Below are 15415 nucleotides of genomic sequence, written 5' to 3'. Positions count from 1 at the left end.
CGCCCGCCCGTCTGAGGATGGCGAATCCGGTCATCGCCTCGGCGTGATCGCTGCTCACCACGGTCGCATCCCGGTGCGCGAGAGAGCCATTGCTCACGCCCGAAACGTCCCGGTAACGTCGTCGGCGTCGATCTTAATACGTATTAAGGAGGCGGCGTGCGACGGCGGACGTGGCGAGCATGGCGGGTGACGGCGGCGTTGGCCGTGATGGTGACCCTGGGACTGGCGCCGGCGGCGACCGCCGGGCCGACACCGGCCGCGACCACCGACCGGCCGGGGGAATTCGACGAGACCGTGCTGTGGGACTCCGCCGAGGGGCCGCACGAGAGCTACCACGTGCAGGGCCTGGCGGTGACGCCGTCGGACACGATCCTCGCGTTCACCGAGGGCCGGCACGAGGTCTGCGACGCCGGGCCGCGCGACATCGTGCTGCGGCGCAGCACCGACGGCGGCGACAGCTGGGAACCGAGCCGCATCGTCGTCCCGTCCGTCGACGGGCAGTCCTGGGGCAACCCGACGCCGGTCGTCGACCGCGACACCGGTGAGATCTTCCTGTTCTTCGGCCTCTCGATCCTCGATCCCGCCAACACCGGCTGCTCCGGCGACCGCCAGGAGATCTACCTGAGCCGCAGCACCGACGACGGCCTCACGTGGTCCGCGCCGGTGGAACTGGACGAGCTGTTCGCCGGCAACCCCTACGGCTGGACGTTGCACGGCCCCGGACCCGGTCACGGCCTGCAGTTGGAGGACGGCCGGCTGGTCCTGCAGGTGCTGCACCGCCGCGAGGTGGTCGGCCACACGACGCCCGAGCGGCTCTACGGCGTCTCGATGATCTACAGCGACGACCACGGCGCCACCTGGCACGCGGGCGAGCCGGTCCCCGTCGACGTCAACTACCCGATCAACGAGAGCCGCGTCTACGAGCGCGGCGACGGCGCGCTCGTCGTCAACGGGCGGTCGGCGGCGGGCGGGCACCGGCTGCGGATCAGCGCCGTCAGCACCGACGGCGGGCAGACGTGGTCCGAGCCGGTGCACGAGCCGGTCACCGGCCGCTACAACGCCGTCGACGCCGGCTTCCTGCGGTTCGAGGGCCCCGACGGCGTCGGCCGGCTGCTGCACTCGCGGCCGGACTCCGCCCGCCGCGAGAACCTCACCGTCTCGGTCAGCTACGACGACGGCGCCACGTACCGCTACGACACGATCGTCAACCCCGGGCCGTCCTACTACTCGGACATGGCGACGCTGTCCGACGGCACGATCCTGCTGTTCTACGGCCGCGACGGCGAGATCCTCGGCTCGCCGGCGCGGCTGGTGATGGCCCGCTTCGACCTCGCCTGGCTGACGAACGGACGCGACACCGGCGACGGGACCGGCATCACCGAGCACGCGGTCGAACTGGGCGACGCCGCGGGTGCCGTCGTCCGGCCGCCTGCCACGACGCCGGCCACGCAGACCGTCAGCCCCGACGTCGCCGGCGGCAACGACGCCGTGGTCGGCGGCGCGCCGGTCCCCGGCGACGGCGGGTTCGTCCTCGACGGCGACGACCACCTGGAGATCCCCGCGACCGACGCCGTCCGGGCCGCCGGCGACACGTTCACCGCGTCGGCCTGGTTCCGCACGGACCGGCCCGACACCCAGGCGATCCTCTGGGCCTACGGCTGGGGCTCGGCCACGCCGCAGTGGTGGCTGCGCGCCGAGCCGGGCAGTGACCGCATCCAGGCGCTCGTCGACACCGGCCTGGCCACCGCGACACTGACCGCGCCCGGCGCCTACGCCGACGGGCAGTGGCACCACGTCGCCCTGACCCGCGGCGGCGGCGCGATCGAGCTGTACGTCGACGGCGCGCGGGTCGCGCAGGCGGCGTCCCCGACCGGCGACCTCGCGTTCAGCGCCCGCGAAGGTATCCACGTCGGGCAGCGGCCGGACGGCGCGAACCGGCTGACCGGCGGCGTCGACGAGGTCCGGCTCTACGACCGCGCGCTGACGGCCGACGAGGTGGCGGCGCTGGCGGCCTCCCGTTCGGCGCCGGCCGCGGCGGACCCCGTCGTCCACCTGCCGCTGGACGAGACCGTCCGCGAGCGGGTGCCCTGGCCGCGGCCGGCCGCCGTCGCCGACGCGAACGCCCGCGGTGGCGCCGCGCTGACCTACGCCGCGACCGGTCCCGGCGACTACCTGGAGCTGCCGTTCCGGCTCGCCCGGGGCGAGGGCGCGTTCGAGGTCGCCGTTCGGTACGCCCGGGGCCAGGACGCCGGCCGGATCGAGGTGAGCATCGACGGCCAGGTGCTGCCCGACGGCGTGCTCGACCCGAGCCTGGACAGCGGCGACGCCTACCAGACCTACCAGCACGGCGCCGTCGATCTCGCCCGCGGGCTGCACCGGATCCGGTTCACCCTGCTGGAGCCGGGCCGGCTCGGCGGCACGACGATCGCGCCCGACGAGCTCACGCTGATCGCCGCGGAGCGCCCCTCCGACGAGGTGCACCGCGACGTCGTGGTCGACGACGACTCGGTCGGCGCCTTCCGGATGACCGGCACGTGGAGCCGGGCGACCGGCCAGGCCGGGCACCCGTACTTCGGCGTCAGCTACCGGTCGGCGCCGGCCGGCTCCGGCGACCGGTCGGTGAGCTGGCAGGTCGACGTCCCGGTGACGGGGGAGTACCACGTGCTCGCGTGGGCGGTCGCGCACGCCAACCGCGCCTCCGACGCGCCGTTCACCGTCCACCACGCCGACGGGGCGACCACGGTGCGCGTCGACCAGCGCGGCCAGGCCCGGGTCGTCGGCGACGCGCGGCCGGGGGTGTGGGTGGACCTCGGGGCGTACCGGTTCGAGGCGGGCGCGGCCGGCCGGGTGGAGCTGTCCAACGCCGCCGACGGATTCGTCATCGCCGACGCGGTGATGGTCACGCGGGACCCGGTGCCCGGAGCGGCGACCGGCGTCACCGCCACGGCCACGTCGCCGTCGACCGTGCGGGTCGGCTGGGCCTCCGTCGACGGCGCCGACGGCTACGACGTCGAGCGGCGGGTCGCCGGCACGGAGCTGTGGGAGCTGGCCGGCCGGGTCGGGGCCGACACGACATCACTCGACGTGACCGGGCTGGCGCCGTCGACGGCCTACGAGTTCCGGGTCTACGCCTTCACCGAGCCCGACCCCGGCCGGCCCGCGCTGGCCGGTCCCGCCTCGGCCCCGGTGACCGCCACGACCGCGGAGGCGGGCGACGACGCGGGCGACGGCACGCTCGCGCTGAGCGTGCTGTCGAGCCGGGCCGACGCGGTGACCGGCGGCGACGCCCTGGTGCGGGTGTCGGTGACCGACGACGACGTCCCGCTCGACGCCGTCGCGGTCACGGTCAACGACGTCGACGTCACCGCCTCGCTCACGCCCGACCAGTCCGGTCGCACGCTGACCGGCCTGGTCACGGGGTTGCACACCGGCGCCAACGTCCTGGCCGCACAGGCCGGGACGGCGGCGTCGCGCACGGCCGCCCGGCTGACCGGCCACCCGATCGAGGGGCCGGTCTTCTCCGGCCCGCACCAGCAGCCGTTCCGCTGCGAGACCGCGCAGTTCACGGTGCCGGTCATCGGCGGCACGCTCGGCGCGCCGCTGGACGAGGACTGCTCGATCGCCGACCGCGTCGACTACTTCTACCGCACGACGGGCGACACGTTCGCGCCGTGGCCGGCCGGGGCCACCGGATACCCGGCGGACCTGGTCACCACGACCACCAGCGACGGTGCGCAGGTGCCGTTCGTCGTGCGGATGGAGACCGGCACCGTCAACCGCGCCGTGTACCAGACCACCGTGCTGCACGACCCCCTCGCCGACGCCGAGCCCGGTCCGTCCGCTCCGCCGCCGGCGTGGAACGGCGCGACGGTGTTCACGTTCGGCGGCGGCTGCACGAACGGCTGGTACCGGCAGGGCCGCAACACCGGCGGCGTCGTCGACCCCTACCTGCTGGGTCAGGGGTACGGGTTGATGTCGTCGTCGCTCAACGTGTTCGGCTCGAACTGCAACGACCTGACCGCCGCCGAGACCGCGTCGATGGTGAAGGAGACGTTCGTCGAGCGCTACGGCCCGGTCGACCATGTCATCGGCTTCGGCTGCTCCGGCGGCTCGTACCAGGCGTACCAGATCGCCGACAACTACCCGGGCATCCTCGACGGCATCATCGTCGGCTGCTCGTTCCCGGACGTGGGCTTCGCGACGGTGAACATGATCACGGACGCGTGGCTGCTGGACGCCTACTTCGGCGGGCGCGGCGCGTCGTGGACGGAGGCACAGCGGCTCGCCGTCACCGGGTTCGCGACGGACGCCACCGCGGCCGCCGTCGCCGAGGGGGCCCGCCGGATCGACCCGCGCTCCTACTGCGCGATGGTGCCCGCCGCACAGCGCTACGACCCGGTGACCAACCCGCGCGGGGTCCGGTGCGGCGTCTACGACCACGCCGTCAACGTCTACGGCCGCGACCTCGAGACGGGCTTCGCCCGGCGCCCGATGGACAACGTCGGCATCCAGTACGGTCTGGTCGCGCTGAACGAGGGCGCCATCAGCGCCGACCAGTTCCTCGATCTCAACGAGCACGTGGGCGGCTTCGACGACGACGCCAACCTGGTGCCGTCGCGGACCACCGGCGATGTGGAGGCCATCAGGGCCGCCTACCGCACCGGCCGGCTGACCAGCGGCGGCGGGGGACTGGCGACGACTCCGATCATCGACTACCGCACCTACCGCGACGACAACCCGGCCGGCGAGCTGCACCTGCGGTACCACTCGTTCTCGATGCGCGAGCGGCTGGAGAAGGCCAACGGCACGTCGGCGAACCTCGTCGGACTGGTCGAGGACATGCGCTACTCCGGGTTCAGCACGGACAGCCCGCTGCTGCGGCACGCCGTCGCGAGCATGGACACCTGGCTGCGGACGCTGGCCGGCGCACCGGGAGCTCGCGACGTCGAGGCGGTGGCGGCCGCCCGTCCGGATGGGTTGGTCGAGGGCTGCATGACGCGCGACGCCGAGCCGATCTTCGTCGCCGAGCGGCTGACCCGCGACCCCGCCAGCACGTGCGAACGGCTGTACCCGACGGCGTCGTTCCCGCGCGAGGTGGCCGCGAGTCCGTCGCCGCCGACGTCGTCAAGTGCCGGCTGCGCGAGCCGCGGCGCTCCGACTACGCCGTCGCCTGGACCGACGCGCAGTGGGACCGGCTCACGACGGTGTTCGCCGGCGGTGTCTGCGACTACTCCGTGCCCGGGGTGGAGCAGCAGCCGCTGGCGGGAACCTGGCTGCGGTTCTGACGGTGCACCGGCACTGCCTTGCGCCACTGCTGTTGAACTGTCCGGCTCGCGGCCTTTAAGGTAAGCCTCACCTTATCAGTCGCCGGGCCTCGGGCACGGCTCCGTGCGAACGGTGCGTGAGCAGTCATGACGTTGGTTTCGCCGCTGTCGCCGCCTGCGGCAGCGACGCCGGGTGTCGTGCCGTTCGCGCGCGACCTCGCCCGCCACGGCGACCGGCTCGCCGTCATGGCCGGTGCCGACCGCTGGACTCACCGCGAGCTGGCCGAGCGGGTCGGCGCGACGGCGGACCGGCTCGGCTCCGGCCGCAAGCTCGTGCTGGTCAGCGGCAGCAACGATCCCGGCCAGCTGGTCACGTACCTGGCGGCGCTGGCGGCCGGACACGTCGCGCTGCTGGCGCCGCCCGCCCAGGCCGGCACCGTCGCGGCCGCCTACGACCCCGACGCCGTCCTGCTGCCCGGCGGCGAGCTGGACCTGCGCCGTCCGACGTCCGCGCACGAGCTGCACCCGGACCTGGCGCTGCTCATGCCGACGTCGGGGTCGACCGGCTCGCCCAAGCTGGCCCGGCTCTCGCACCGGAATCTGCAGGCCAATGCGGAGTCGATCGTCGCGTACCTCGGCATCCGCGACACCGACCGCGCGGTCACGACGCTGCCCATGCACTACGTCTACGGGCTGTCGGTGGTGAACACGCACCTCCTCCGGGGCGGGGCGGTCGTCCTCACCGATCTGTCGGTCGCCGACGCCTGCTTCTGGGACCTGATGACGTCCGAGGGCGGCACGACGCTGGCCGGCGTCCCGCACACGTTCGACCTGCTCGACCGGGTCGGCTTCGCCGGCATGCGGCTGCCGCGGCTGCGCTATGTGACCCAGGCCGGCGGGCGGCTCGACCCGGCGCGCGTGCGTCGCTACGCGGAGCTGGGGCGGCGGGCCGGATGGGACTTCGTCGTCATGTACGGGCAGACCGAGGCGACCGCGCGGATGGCGTACCTGCCGCCGGAGCTGGCCGCGGCGCACCCGGAGACGGTGGGCGTGCCGATCCCCGGCGGCTCGTTCGACCTCGAGCCCGCGCCGGAGGCCGCCGCGCCCGGTGTCGGCGAGCTGGTCTATCGCGGGCCGAACGTCATGCTCGGATATGCGTCGTCGCCGGCCGACCTGGCGCTCGGGCGGACGGTGACGGAGCTGCGCACCGGCGACCTCGCGCGGCGCACCGCCGGAGGCCTGTACGAGATCGTCGGGCGGCGCAGCCGGTTCGTGAAGATCGCCGGCCTGCGGGTCGACCTCGACCACCTCGAGACCGCGCTGAGCCGGCCCGGTGCCGTGGTGCGGTGCACCGGCGCCGACGGCGAGCTGATGGTCGCCGTGTCCGGACCCGGGGCCTCCGCTGAGGTTGCCGCCGTCCGCCAGGAGGTCGCCGGCCGGTTCGGGCTGCCCGCCCGCGCGGTCACCGTCACCGCCGTCGCCGAGTTCCCGCGGCTGGCCAACGGGAAGGTCGACTACCCGGCCCTGAGAGAGCTGGTGTCCGCCGCTCCTCAGGAGGAGCCTCCGCCGGCCGGCACGGGTGGCGCGACGCCCGAGCGGCTGCGGGCGCTCTACGCCGAGCTCCTCGGTCGCCCCGACGCGACGCTGGACAGCACGTTCGTCGGTCTCGGCGGCGACTCGCTGTCCTACGTCGAGGTGTCGATCCGGCTGGAGGCCGAGCTCGGCGCCGTCCCCGCCAACTGGCACGTCACGCCCATCCGCGAGCTGGCGGGGGCGCGCGCTCCGGCCGCCGGGGGCCGGTGGCGGATGCGGCGCCTGGAGACCAGCGCCGCGCTGCGGGCACTGGCCATCGTCTGCGTCGTCGGTACTCATGCCGGGCTGTTCACCCTGCTCGGCGGCGCGCACGTGCTGGTGGCGGTGGCCGGGTTCAACTTCGCCCGCTTCCGGCTGACCACCGCCGAACGGACGACCCGGCTGCGCCGGCAGGCCGTCGGCATCGCCCGGATCGCCGTCCCCAGCATGCTCTGGATCGGCGGCGTGGTGCTGCTGACGAACCAGTACGGTCCGCTGAACGTGCTGCTGCTCAACGGCCTGCTCGGGCCGCCGTCATGGACCTCGGACTGGCACTTCTGGTTCGTCGAGGTGCTCGTCTACATCCTGGTCGTCATGGCCGCGTTGCTCGCCGTCCCGTCGGTGGACCGGCTGGAGCGGCGGTTCCCGTTCGCGTTCCCGGTTGTGCTGCTGGGATTCGGGCTGCTGGGCCGGTACGAGGTGGTCGACCTCGGGGTCCCGCACACGATGCCGGTGTTCTGGCTGTTCGCCTTCGGCTGGGCGGCCGCGCGGGCGTCGCGCTGGTGGCAGCGGCTGGGGCTGACGGCGGTGCTGGCGGCGACGGTGCCCGGGTTCTTCGGCAACTCCGCTCGCGAGATCGCGATCGTCGGCGGGGTGGCGCTGCTGCTGTGGCTGGCCACCGTGCCCTGCCCCGCGCAGCTGCAGCGGATGGTGAGCGTGCTGGCCAGCAGCTCGCTGTACGTCTACCTGACCCATTGGCAGGTCTACCCCCATCTCGACGACATCCACCCCGCCCTCGCCGTCGCCGCCTCCCTCGCCACCGGTGCCTCCGTCTGGTGGCTCGCCGCCCGCGCGACGACGCTGGTCAGCGGGCTGGGTGCCAGGCTGGGAGCCGCTCGGGCGGTCGCGGGTACAGCACCTGATCGCGCCTGACCAGCTCGACCTCCCGCGGACCCCAGTGCAGGAACGGCGGACTCTCGTAGTCCTCCCGCAGGACGAGGGTGCCGTTCGCGTTGAGCCGCAGTATGAAGCCGTACCAAGCGCCGCGCTCCGGCTCGTATGTCGCGTGCCGCAGCGACGCGGCCGCCTCGGCGACGTCGGGGAGGTAGTGCAGGTGCTCGTACTGCGACAGGCCCTCGCCCGGCTTCGTGATCATGACCCAGGTCCGGACGTCGTCGGCCGCCGCCGCGACGTTCAGGATCGCGGTCAGCCAGCCGGTGGGCAGGTGCGGGAGCAGCGCGTACCCGACTCGCAGCAGCGGGTCGTCCGTCGTCGCCGGCGGGTGGTCCAGGTCGAGGCGCGGGAGCGGGTTGCCATGTTCGTCGGTGGTCTCCTCGGACAGGCGGCGATTCTCCCGAGTCATGACCCGGCGGATCGCCTCCTGGAGCAGCTCCTCGTCCTCGTCCATTGAGCCAACCTACCGGCCGCGCAGGCACCGAACGAGACCCGGCGGCTCATCTCGAGTCGCGCGTGCGCGTCGGTGGCACGACGTCCCGCGCGCGGGGCATCCCGGTCACCCTCGGGAGGGATGTGCGCTGCGATGATGATCGAGAGGGTGGAGGCATGAGCACGATCTCGCCCGACCGTCCGGTCCGCTCTCTCGCGTCATGGTGGCGGTCGCTCCACGAGCCCGTCGCTGGGGTGTCGGTGTGGACTCGCCGCGCAGCGCTGGCGATCCCGCTCGTGGTACTGCCCTCGAGCATCTGGCGGATCGTCACCGTCGTGTTCCTCCCTCTGCCGGACGGTATGACAACCGATGAAGCCAGCGGAGACCTGCCGACGTGGTTCCCCCTCGAGGTCTACGTCCTGGTCCTCTCGCTGGTGTCGGAGGGACTGGCGCTGCTGTGTGTCGGATTGATCACGAGGTGGGGCGAGGTCTGGCCGCGGTGGGTCCCCGTCCTGCGCGGCCGGCGGATCCCGGTTGCGGTGGCACTGGTGCCGGCCCTGCTCGGAGCGACGATCCTGACCGCCTTGTGGGGATGGGCCGGCGTGTCGTTCCTGCTCGGCCGGACCGTCCAGGGCGAGCGGCTCCCCGACGACTCGCCTCTGCAGCTCGACAGTCTCGACGGCGCCGTCGTGTTCGTCTGCTACGCCCCGCTCATGCTGTGGGGGCCGCTGCTGTTCGCCGTCGCGTTGGCCTACTGGCGGCGGCGCAGCGTCACCTGGACTCAACGACCATCATCCGCACCATGAGGGTGTCGCGGCCGCCGAGTCGCTCGGCGCAGCGTTCCGCCACCCGCAGCGGCAGCAGGGAGCCCGTCCTTCGGGTCCGATGCAAGTAAGGAGCCAGGGGGCTACCCATTGCCGAAGATTGAACGTCGGGCTTACCGTGCAGGCCTCAGTTCTCGCGGAAGGATCTTCCACTCATGAAAAGACTTCTGGTCGGCGCGGCCGCTGCAGGTGCCCTCCTCCTCGCTTCCGTTGCCCCCGCATCGGCCATTGTCGGGGGAGCGCCGGACGAGGGCGAGCACCCTTACGTTGGACAGCTGCTCTTCTACGTCCCTGACGCTCAGGACCCTCGCTTCGAGGATCCCGGTGCCTGGTTCAACTGCACAGGCACGCTGATTGACGCGGACACCGTCGTCACCGCGGGCCACTGCACGTATGCGGTCGGCGATGGCGGCGAGGCGACCGTCGATCCCCTTTCGGGCGGGACGGACGTGTGGTTCTCGGTGTCCGAGGTCCCCGATTATTCCATGCTCCCCTCCAGTGCGACGTTCGTCCCGGACGGGAACGCCGAACGCTACGCCACCTGGTCCAGGCTGCTCGATCGGAGCAGGACCTGGTACGAAGCGGAGTCGACCTTTACGCATCCCGAATACGTCGACTCCGCCTTCCTGCTCCATGACCTGGGCGTTGTGCAGCTCAGTGAGCCGATCCACCTCAGCGAGTACGCCACGCTGCCTGAGGCCGATTACCTCGACAGGTACTACTCGAAGAGCGCCAAGCAGCGTGCCCTGTTCGAGTCGGTGGGGTACGGCTTGGAGGACAGCGGTCCAAAGTCCTCCTTCGGCGGCGACACCCGCAGGAAGGCCGACCGTCGCCTGATCAGCTTCGACGGCGCCTACGGCTACAGGAACATCGCAGTGAAGTTCTCGCACAACGACGGAGGCACCTGCTTCGGTGACTCCGGCGGCCCGACATTCGACATCTCCACCCCGGAGCTCGACGAGCAGAACCTCATCGTGGCCGTCACGTCCTTCGGCATGAACTACAACTGCAACGCCAGCGGCAGCTACCGCGTGGACCAGCCTGACGACATCGCGTTCCTCGCCCAGTTCTGAGAGCGGTACGCATCCTGAGTACGGCAGTGTCGTGGGAAGGTCGCTGGCGTTCGCGATGGAGCCCGGCATCGTGCCGACCGCCACGCGCGGCCGTGGCCCCCTCACCGTGCCGACGAACCCAGTCGTGTGGTGCCAGCCAGGCCGGGCGCACCGGTCTTGTCGCCGTCGACCCGCCGGTGCCGATGACGACGAGCTGCAGGCCGCAGATGGGTGAGGGATCCGGGTAGCCAGGACGGCGCGGATCCCTCACCCATCCAGGCCGCGAAGGCAGCACCTGCCGACCGCGACACCGCGACGACGACACCGCCACCATGACCACCACACCACGACACACACCCCACGCATTCATCGGCATCTCCAACGCCGCAGCGTCGGCAATCTCGGCGTCGGCTGGCAGCAACGGGGCGGGCCGGTCGCTGGCACAACGGTTGCTCGCCGGCGGCGGGCGCGTGGTGGATGTGCCTGCCAAGCTCGCCGCTCGAGCCAGATTGATCGACACCGGCCATGGTCGCAAGACCGATGCGCAACTCGGTCGCGGTTGCCGCGGTCCGCGCCAAGGCTCTGCGCGTGCTTGCCCTCGATCAGGAACTGGAAGCGCTGCGGATGCTGGTCGATCGCCGCGAGGAACTCGCGACAGCGCACCCAGACTGCCAACCGGCTCCCAACGCGTGCTCGGTGAACTGACGCCTGGGTGGCGTAGCGTCGCGGTTCAGGCAGTGAGCCTCCTTGATCACGTCCTTGCTGAGCAGCGGCAGGCGCAGCGCGGCGGACGTCGACCAGGACACCGAGCCGCTCGTTCGTCACCGCACCGTCTCCTGCCGGCCGAAACGCGCAAGGTGATCCAGGATGCGCCGGAAGTGCATCGTGACCCGCAGATCCGCTGCCAGCAGGCCGTCACCACGGGCGCGCGACCGCACATGCTCCACCGCGTCCGCGAACCCGTCGTCGACCACAGAGCTCAGTCTGCCGGGTAGAGCACCCCGCCACCGGAGACGCTGACCGACACCTGCATGCCCGCGCGGTACGCGGGCCCCTCGTGGGCCGGCACCCGCAGCGGGATCAGCACCGGTGCGGCGCCCGCGGTCCGCAGCAGCAGCTCGGCGTGCGAGCCGCGCGGGCGGACATCCTCGACGACGGCGTTGTGGGTGCCGTTGGCCGGGCTCAGGCCCAGCTGGGCCGGCCGGATCAGCAGCCGGGCACCGGCGCTGCCGTTGCTGCGGTCGTGCCGGACGGCGACGCGGCCGAGGGCGCAGTCGGCGCCGCCGGGGCCGGCGGCCCGCGCGGGCAGCACGATGGCGGCACCGAGGAAGGCCGCGATCTCCGTGCTGACGGGGTTGTCGAACACCGCCGACGGCGCGCCGGACTGGACGAGCCGGCCCTCGGCGATCACGGCGATCTGCCCGCCGAAGGAGAGCGCCTCGTCGTGGTCGTGGGTGACCAGCACGGTGGTGACGCCGCTGGCCTCCAGCGCGTCGACGACCGCCTGCCGGGTCTGCTCGCGCAGGCCGGTGTCGAGGGCGCTGAACGGCTCGTCCAACAGGATGACCTCGGGGCGCGGCGCGAGGGCGCGGGCCAGCGCGACCCGCTGCTGCTGGCCGCCGGAGAGCTGGTGCGGGTAGCGGCCGGCCAGGGCGGGATCCAGCGACGCCAGCTCCATCACCTCGCGGATGCGGGCCGGGTCGCGGTGGCGGCGCGGCAGCCCGAACCGGACGTTCTGCTCGACGGTGAGGTGCGGGAACAGCGCGCCGTCCTGAGCCACGTAGCCGATACCGCGGCGGTGCGCCGCGACGAACCGGCCGGGCGCGGTCAAGGTCGTCTCGTCCAGCGCGATCGAGCCGTCGTCAGGACGCTCGAACCCGGCGATCAGCCGCAGCAGTGTGCTCTTCCCGCTCCCGGACGCACCGACGACGGCGGTCCGGGTGCCGGCGGGCACGGTCAGCGACACGTCCCGCAGCACCGGGACCCGGCCGAAGGACTTGGCGACGCCGGTCAGCGACAGGGTGGTCATCGGGCACCCCACTTCCGGGACTGGAGAAACATGAGTGCCACGGCCGGCACCGACAGCAGGATCAGCAGCAGCGCGTACGGCACCGCGGCGGGGTAGTCGATCGCCGACGCCTGCGACCAGAACTGCGTCGCGAGCGTGCGGGTACCGGTGGGCGCGAGCAGCAGGGTCGCCGTCAGCTCGTTGGCGGCGCCGAGCCCGACCAGCGCGGCACCGGCGGCGATCGACGGGACCAGCAGCGGCAGCGTGACCCGCAGCCGTGCGACCAGCGGCGGGTGCCCCAGCGAGCGGGCCATCTCCTCCAGGGCGACCGGCGCCTGCGCGATCCCGGACCGCAGTGGGACCAGCGCTCGCGGCAGGAAGATCATGACGTAGGCGAGCACGACGGTGAACGCCGTCTGGTAGAGCCCCGGCAACACCCTCAGGGTCACCGTCACCAGGGCGAGCGCGACGATGATCGCCGGCAGGCTCGCAGCGACGTACGACGTGCCCTCGAGCAGCCGGGCGAGCGGGCCCGGATGCCGCGCCGTGAGCCACGCCAGCGGCAGCGCCACCAGCACCGCCGCGAGCGCGCCGCCGGCCGCCAGCAGCACCGTCTGCGTCAGCGCCTGCGGCAGCTCCGGCTGCGACCAGGCGCCGCCGCCGCGGCTCAGCCACCGCACCACACTCGCGAGCGGGACGGCGACGGCGGCGACGCCCAGTGCGGCGAGCGCGCTCAGTACCGGCACCGTCAGCACCCCCAGGCGCTGCGGCACCGCCGCCCGTACCGCTCCCGAACCGACCCGCGCGTACCGGGCCCGGCCTCGCGCGGCCGCCTCGGCGACCAGCAGCGTCAGGCACAGCGCCGAGAGCACGACGCCCAGCGCGCCGGCCGCCGGGCCGGCAAACGTCGACTGGTACTGCACGACGATCGCCGTGGTGAACGTGTCGAAGCGGATGAACGCGAACGCGCCGTACTCCGCCAGCAGGTGCAGGGCGACGATCAGCCCGCCACCCAGGATCGCCAGCCGCAGCTGCGGCAGCACGACCCGCCCGAACACCGCCCACGAGCCCAGGCCGAGCGACCGGGCCGACTCCTCCAGCGCCGGGTCCAGCCCGCGGATCGCCGCCATCGCCGGCAGGTACACCAGCGGGTAGTACGCCAGCACGGCCACCAGCAGCCCGCCGCTGAGCCCGTGGATGGACGGGATCGCGCTGGCCCAGCCGTAGCTGCTCACGAACGCCGGGATCGCCAGCGGCGCCACCAGCACCACCGCCCAGAAGCGGCGCGCCGGCAGCGTCGTCCGCTCCACCAGCCACGCCCCGCCGACGCCCAGGAGCACCGTCGCCGGAACCCCCAGTACCACCAGCAGGACGGTGTTGACCAGCAGCTCGCCGACCCGCGGCCGGAAGATCAGCGGCTCCAGCGTGCCCCAGCCGACGTCGACGACCACCGACACCACGTAGCCGAGCGGCACCAGCATGACGACGGCGAGCGCGACCGCCACCGCGACCAGCGTGACGGGCGGGGGCGGACCCGAGCCGGCGCCCGCGCGTCGCGGCGTCTGGAGGGAGTCGGTGGCGGCCATGATCTCGGCCCTAGAGCAGCCCCGCGTCCGTCATCAGATCGGTGACCTCGACGCTGTTGAGGGTCGACGGGTCGACGGCGGGCGCCTGCAGGGACTCCAACGTCGGTAGTGCCGGATTGGCCGGGACGCCGCTGGCCACCGGGTACTCCATGCTGTAGCCGGTGCCGAGGATCTCCTGGCCGGTCGTGCCGGTGAGGAACGCCAGGAACTGCTGCGCCTCGTCCTGGTTCTCGCTGGAGGCCAGCACACCGCCGCCGGAGACGCTGACGAAGGCGCCCGGGTCCTGGTGGCCGAAGAAGTGCAACTCGGTGTTGCCGCTGTTCTCCTGGGTGCCGTCCTGGTCGCGGAACCAGTAGTAGTGGTAGATGACGCCGCCGGGCACCTCGCCGGCGTTGACGGCCTTCATCGTGGCGATGTTGTTCTGGTAGACGGTGACGTTCTCCTCCATCGCCTCCAGCCACTGGCTGGTCGCGTCGGGACCTTCGAGCTCGAGGATGGCCGAGACGATGGCCTGGAAGTCCGCCCCGCCGGGCGCTGCGCCCCAGCGGCCCTTCCACGCGGGGTCGGCGAGGTCCATGATCGACGCGGGCAGCTCGGCCTCGGTCAGCTCGTCCGGGTTGTAGACGAAGACCGTCGAGCGGGCCGCGATGCCGGTCCACAGGCCCGACGACGGCCGGTACTGCTCGGGCACCTGGTCCAGGGTGGCCTGGTCGACCGGCGTCAGCAGGCCGGCGTTCTCGACCAGCGACATGGCGGGGGAGTTCTCGGTGAGGAAGACGTCGGCGCGCGAGTCCTCGCCCTCCTGGACGAGCTGGTTGCCCAGCTCGGCGTCGTTGCCGTTGCGCAGGACGACCTCGATGCCGGTCTCCTCGGTGAACGCCTCGGCCCACTCCTCGGTGAGCTGCTCGTGCTGTGCGTTGTAGACGACGAGGGTGTCGTCGGAGACCGACGCGACGGGGTCCTCCTCACCGTCGTCGGAGCAGGCGGTGAGGCCGAGCGCGACGGCGGCGAGGCCGGCGGCGAGCGCGGCCGTGGAGCGGCGGCGGGTCATGGTGTCCTCGATGGGTGCGTTCCGATAGGCGAGGCGAGAATAGCCTAACCTTACCTAAGCGAACGGCACCGATCGGATGGTGACCGGAGTGACGGGTTCAGATCAGCCAGCCGCCGGCGCGGGCGATGACGAGACCACCGAGCGCCACGACGATGAAGCCGCGGCTGAGCCGCTGGCCGGCGGACAACCGCGGCCAGGCCAGCACCAGCAGCCAGGCGAGGAACAGCACGACCAGGCCGAGCAGCGCCGGGCCGATGGGCGACGGGGCCAGCAGGCCGCCGAGCAGCACCGCGGCCGTGACCACGCCGAGCAGCCACTTGGGCGCCGCGGTGAGCTTGACCAGCACCGGGTAGCTGACCGCCTCGATGCGGGCGCGCAGGCTCGACCTGGGCGGTGGGCCGGCCGGGGCGGGGCGGCGGCTGCCGCCGGACCGCGGCGCACGCGACCCGGCG

General features: G+C 72.8%; 10 protein-coding genes and 2 pseudogenes. 6 read left to right on the top strand and 6 right to left on the bottom strand.

The features are described from left to right. Positions 1–207: 207 nt before the first annotated feature. From DY240_RS34115 to DY240_RS14815, 3 genes and pseudogenes are all read left to right on the top strand, one after another. A pseudogene (locus DY240_RS34115) lies at positions 208–3084 on the top strand (golvesin C-terminal-like domain-containing protein); the annotation flags it as partial. 102 nt (positions 3085–3186) lie between these two features. Beyond that, positions 3187–5285, top strand: a pseudogene (locus DY240_RS34110) (DUF6351 family protein). A 126-nt stretch (positions 5286–5411) separates the two neighbouring features. Further along, a complete protein-coding gene (locus tag DY240_RS14815) occupies positions 5412–7988 on the top strand; it encodes an AMP-binding protein (protein ID WP_119660628.1) in 2577 nt (858 codons plus the stop codon). Here DY240_RS14815 and DY240_RS14810 read toward each other — a convergent pair. Continuing rightward, positions 7921–8463 (bottom strand): hypothetical protein, encoded by a 543-nt coding sequence (locus DY240_RS14810; protein WP_119660627.1) that lies wholly within the window; start codon positions 8461–8463, stop codon positions 7921–7923. The genes DY240_RS14815 and DY240_RS14810 overlap by 68 nt on opposite strands. A 338-nt stretch (positions 8464–8801) precedes the next feature. On the opposite strand from DY240_RS14810, the gene DY240_RS14805 reads away from it, so the two are divergent. The 3 genes from DY240_RS14805 to DY240_RS32895 all read left to right on the top strand — a co-directional run bounded on the left by DY240_RS14805 (position 8802) and on the right by DY240_RS32895 (position 11023). After that, on the top strand, positions 8802–9248 hold the full coding sequence (locus tag DY240_RS14805) for a hypothetical protein (RefSeq protein WP_199701535.1): 447 nt from the start codon (positions 8802–8804) through the stop codon (positions 9246–9248). A 173-nt stretch (positions 9249–9421) separates the two neighbouring features. Continuing rightward, entirely contained in the window at positions 9422–10339 is a 918-nt protein-coding gene (locus tag DY240_RS14800; RefSeq protein ID WP_119660625.1) for a S1 family peptidase, read from the top strand. 519 nt (positions 10340–10858) lie between these two features. Further along, complete coding sequence (locus DY240_RS32895) at positions 10859–11023, top strand: hypothetical protein (RefSeq protein ID WP_199701534.1); 165 nt, start codon at positions 10859–10861, stop codon at positions 11021–11023. Positions 11024–11139: 116 nt separating this feature from the next. Here DY240_RS32895 and DY240_RS32890 read toward each other — a convergent pair whose 3' ends face one another. From DY240_RS32890 to DY240_RS32010, 5 genes are all read right to left on the bottom strand, one after another. Further along, positions 11140–11292, bottom strand: a complete 153-nt coding sequence (locus tag DY240_RS32890; RefSeq protein WP_199701532.1) for a hypothetical protein — start codon at positions 11290–11292, stop codon at positions 11140–11142. 5 nt (positions 11293–11297) lie between these two features. Beyond that, the gene (locus tag DY240_RS14790; protein ID WP_119660624.1) at positions 11298–12347 is read right to left on the bottom strand and encodes an ABC transporter ATP-binding protein; all 1050 of its coding nucleotides are present in this window, start codon (positions 12345–12347) and stop codon (positions 11298–11300) included. Beyond that, positions 12344–13912, bottom strand: coding sequence for an ABC transporter permease (locus DY240_RS14785; protein WP_119660623.1), 1569 nt, complete (start codon positions 13910–13912; stop codon positions 12344–12346). Before DY240_RS14785 ends, DY240_RS14790 begins: the two co-directional genes overlap by 4 nt. Positions 13913–13922: 10 nt before the next feature. Next, the gene (locus DY240_RS14780) at positions 13923–14963 is read right to left on the bottom strand and encodes an iron ABC transporter substrate-binding protein (RefSeq protein ID WP_119660622.1); all 1041 of its coding nucleotides are present in this window, start codon (positions 14961–14963) and stop codon (positions 13923–13925) included. Positions 14964–15060: 97 nt separating this feature from the next. Further along, on the bottom strand, positions 15061–15415 hold a 355-nt coding region (locus tag DY240_RS32010), incomplete at its 5' end, for a DUF6703 family protein (protein ID WP_119660621.1).

The organism is Jiangella rhizosphaerae (genome assembly GCF_003579925.1).
GTDB classification, from domain to species: Bacteria; Actinomycetota; Actinomycetes; order Jiangellales; family Jiangellaceae; genus Jiangella; species Jiangella rhizosphaerae.
This window is presented reverse-complemented; position numbering and strand designations above follow the sequence as displayed.

Coding starts and splice junctions, on each gene's coding strand:
- DY240_RS14815 (WP_119660628.1), top strand. CDS start 5,412: ATGACGTTGGTTTCGCCGCTGTCGCCGCCTGCGGCAGCGACGCCGGGT.
- DY240_RS14810 (WP_119660627.1), bottom strand. CDS start 8,463: ATGGACGAGGACGAGGAGCTGCTCCAGGAGGCGATCCGCCGGGTCATG.
- DY240_RS14805 (WP_199701535.1), top strand. CDS start 8,802: ATGACAACCGATGAAGCCAGCGGAGACCTGCCGACGTGGTTCCCCCTC.
- DY240_RS14800 (WP_119660625.1), top strand. CDS start 9,422: ATGAAAAGACTTCTGGTCGGCGCGGCCGCTGCAGGTGCCCTCCTCCTC.
- DY240_RS32895 (WP_199701534.1), top strand. CDS start 10,859: ATGCGCAACTCGGTCGCGGTTGCCGCGGTCCGCGCCAAGGCTCTGCGC.
- DY240_RS14790 (WP_119660624.1), bottom strand. CDS start 12,347: ATGACCACCCTGTCGCTGACCGGCGTCGCCAAGTCCTTCGGCCGGGTC.
- DY240_RS14785 (WP_119660623.1), bottom strand. CDS start 13,912: ATGGCCGCCACCGACTCCCTCCAGACGCCGCGACGCGCGGGCGCCGGC.
- DY240_RS14780 (WP_119660622.1), bottom strand. CDS start 14,963: ATGACCCGCCGCCGCTCCACGGCCGCGCTCGCCGCCGGCCTCGCCGCC.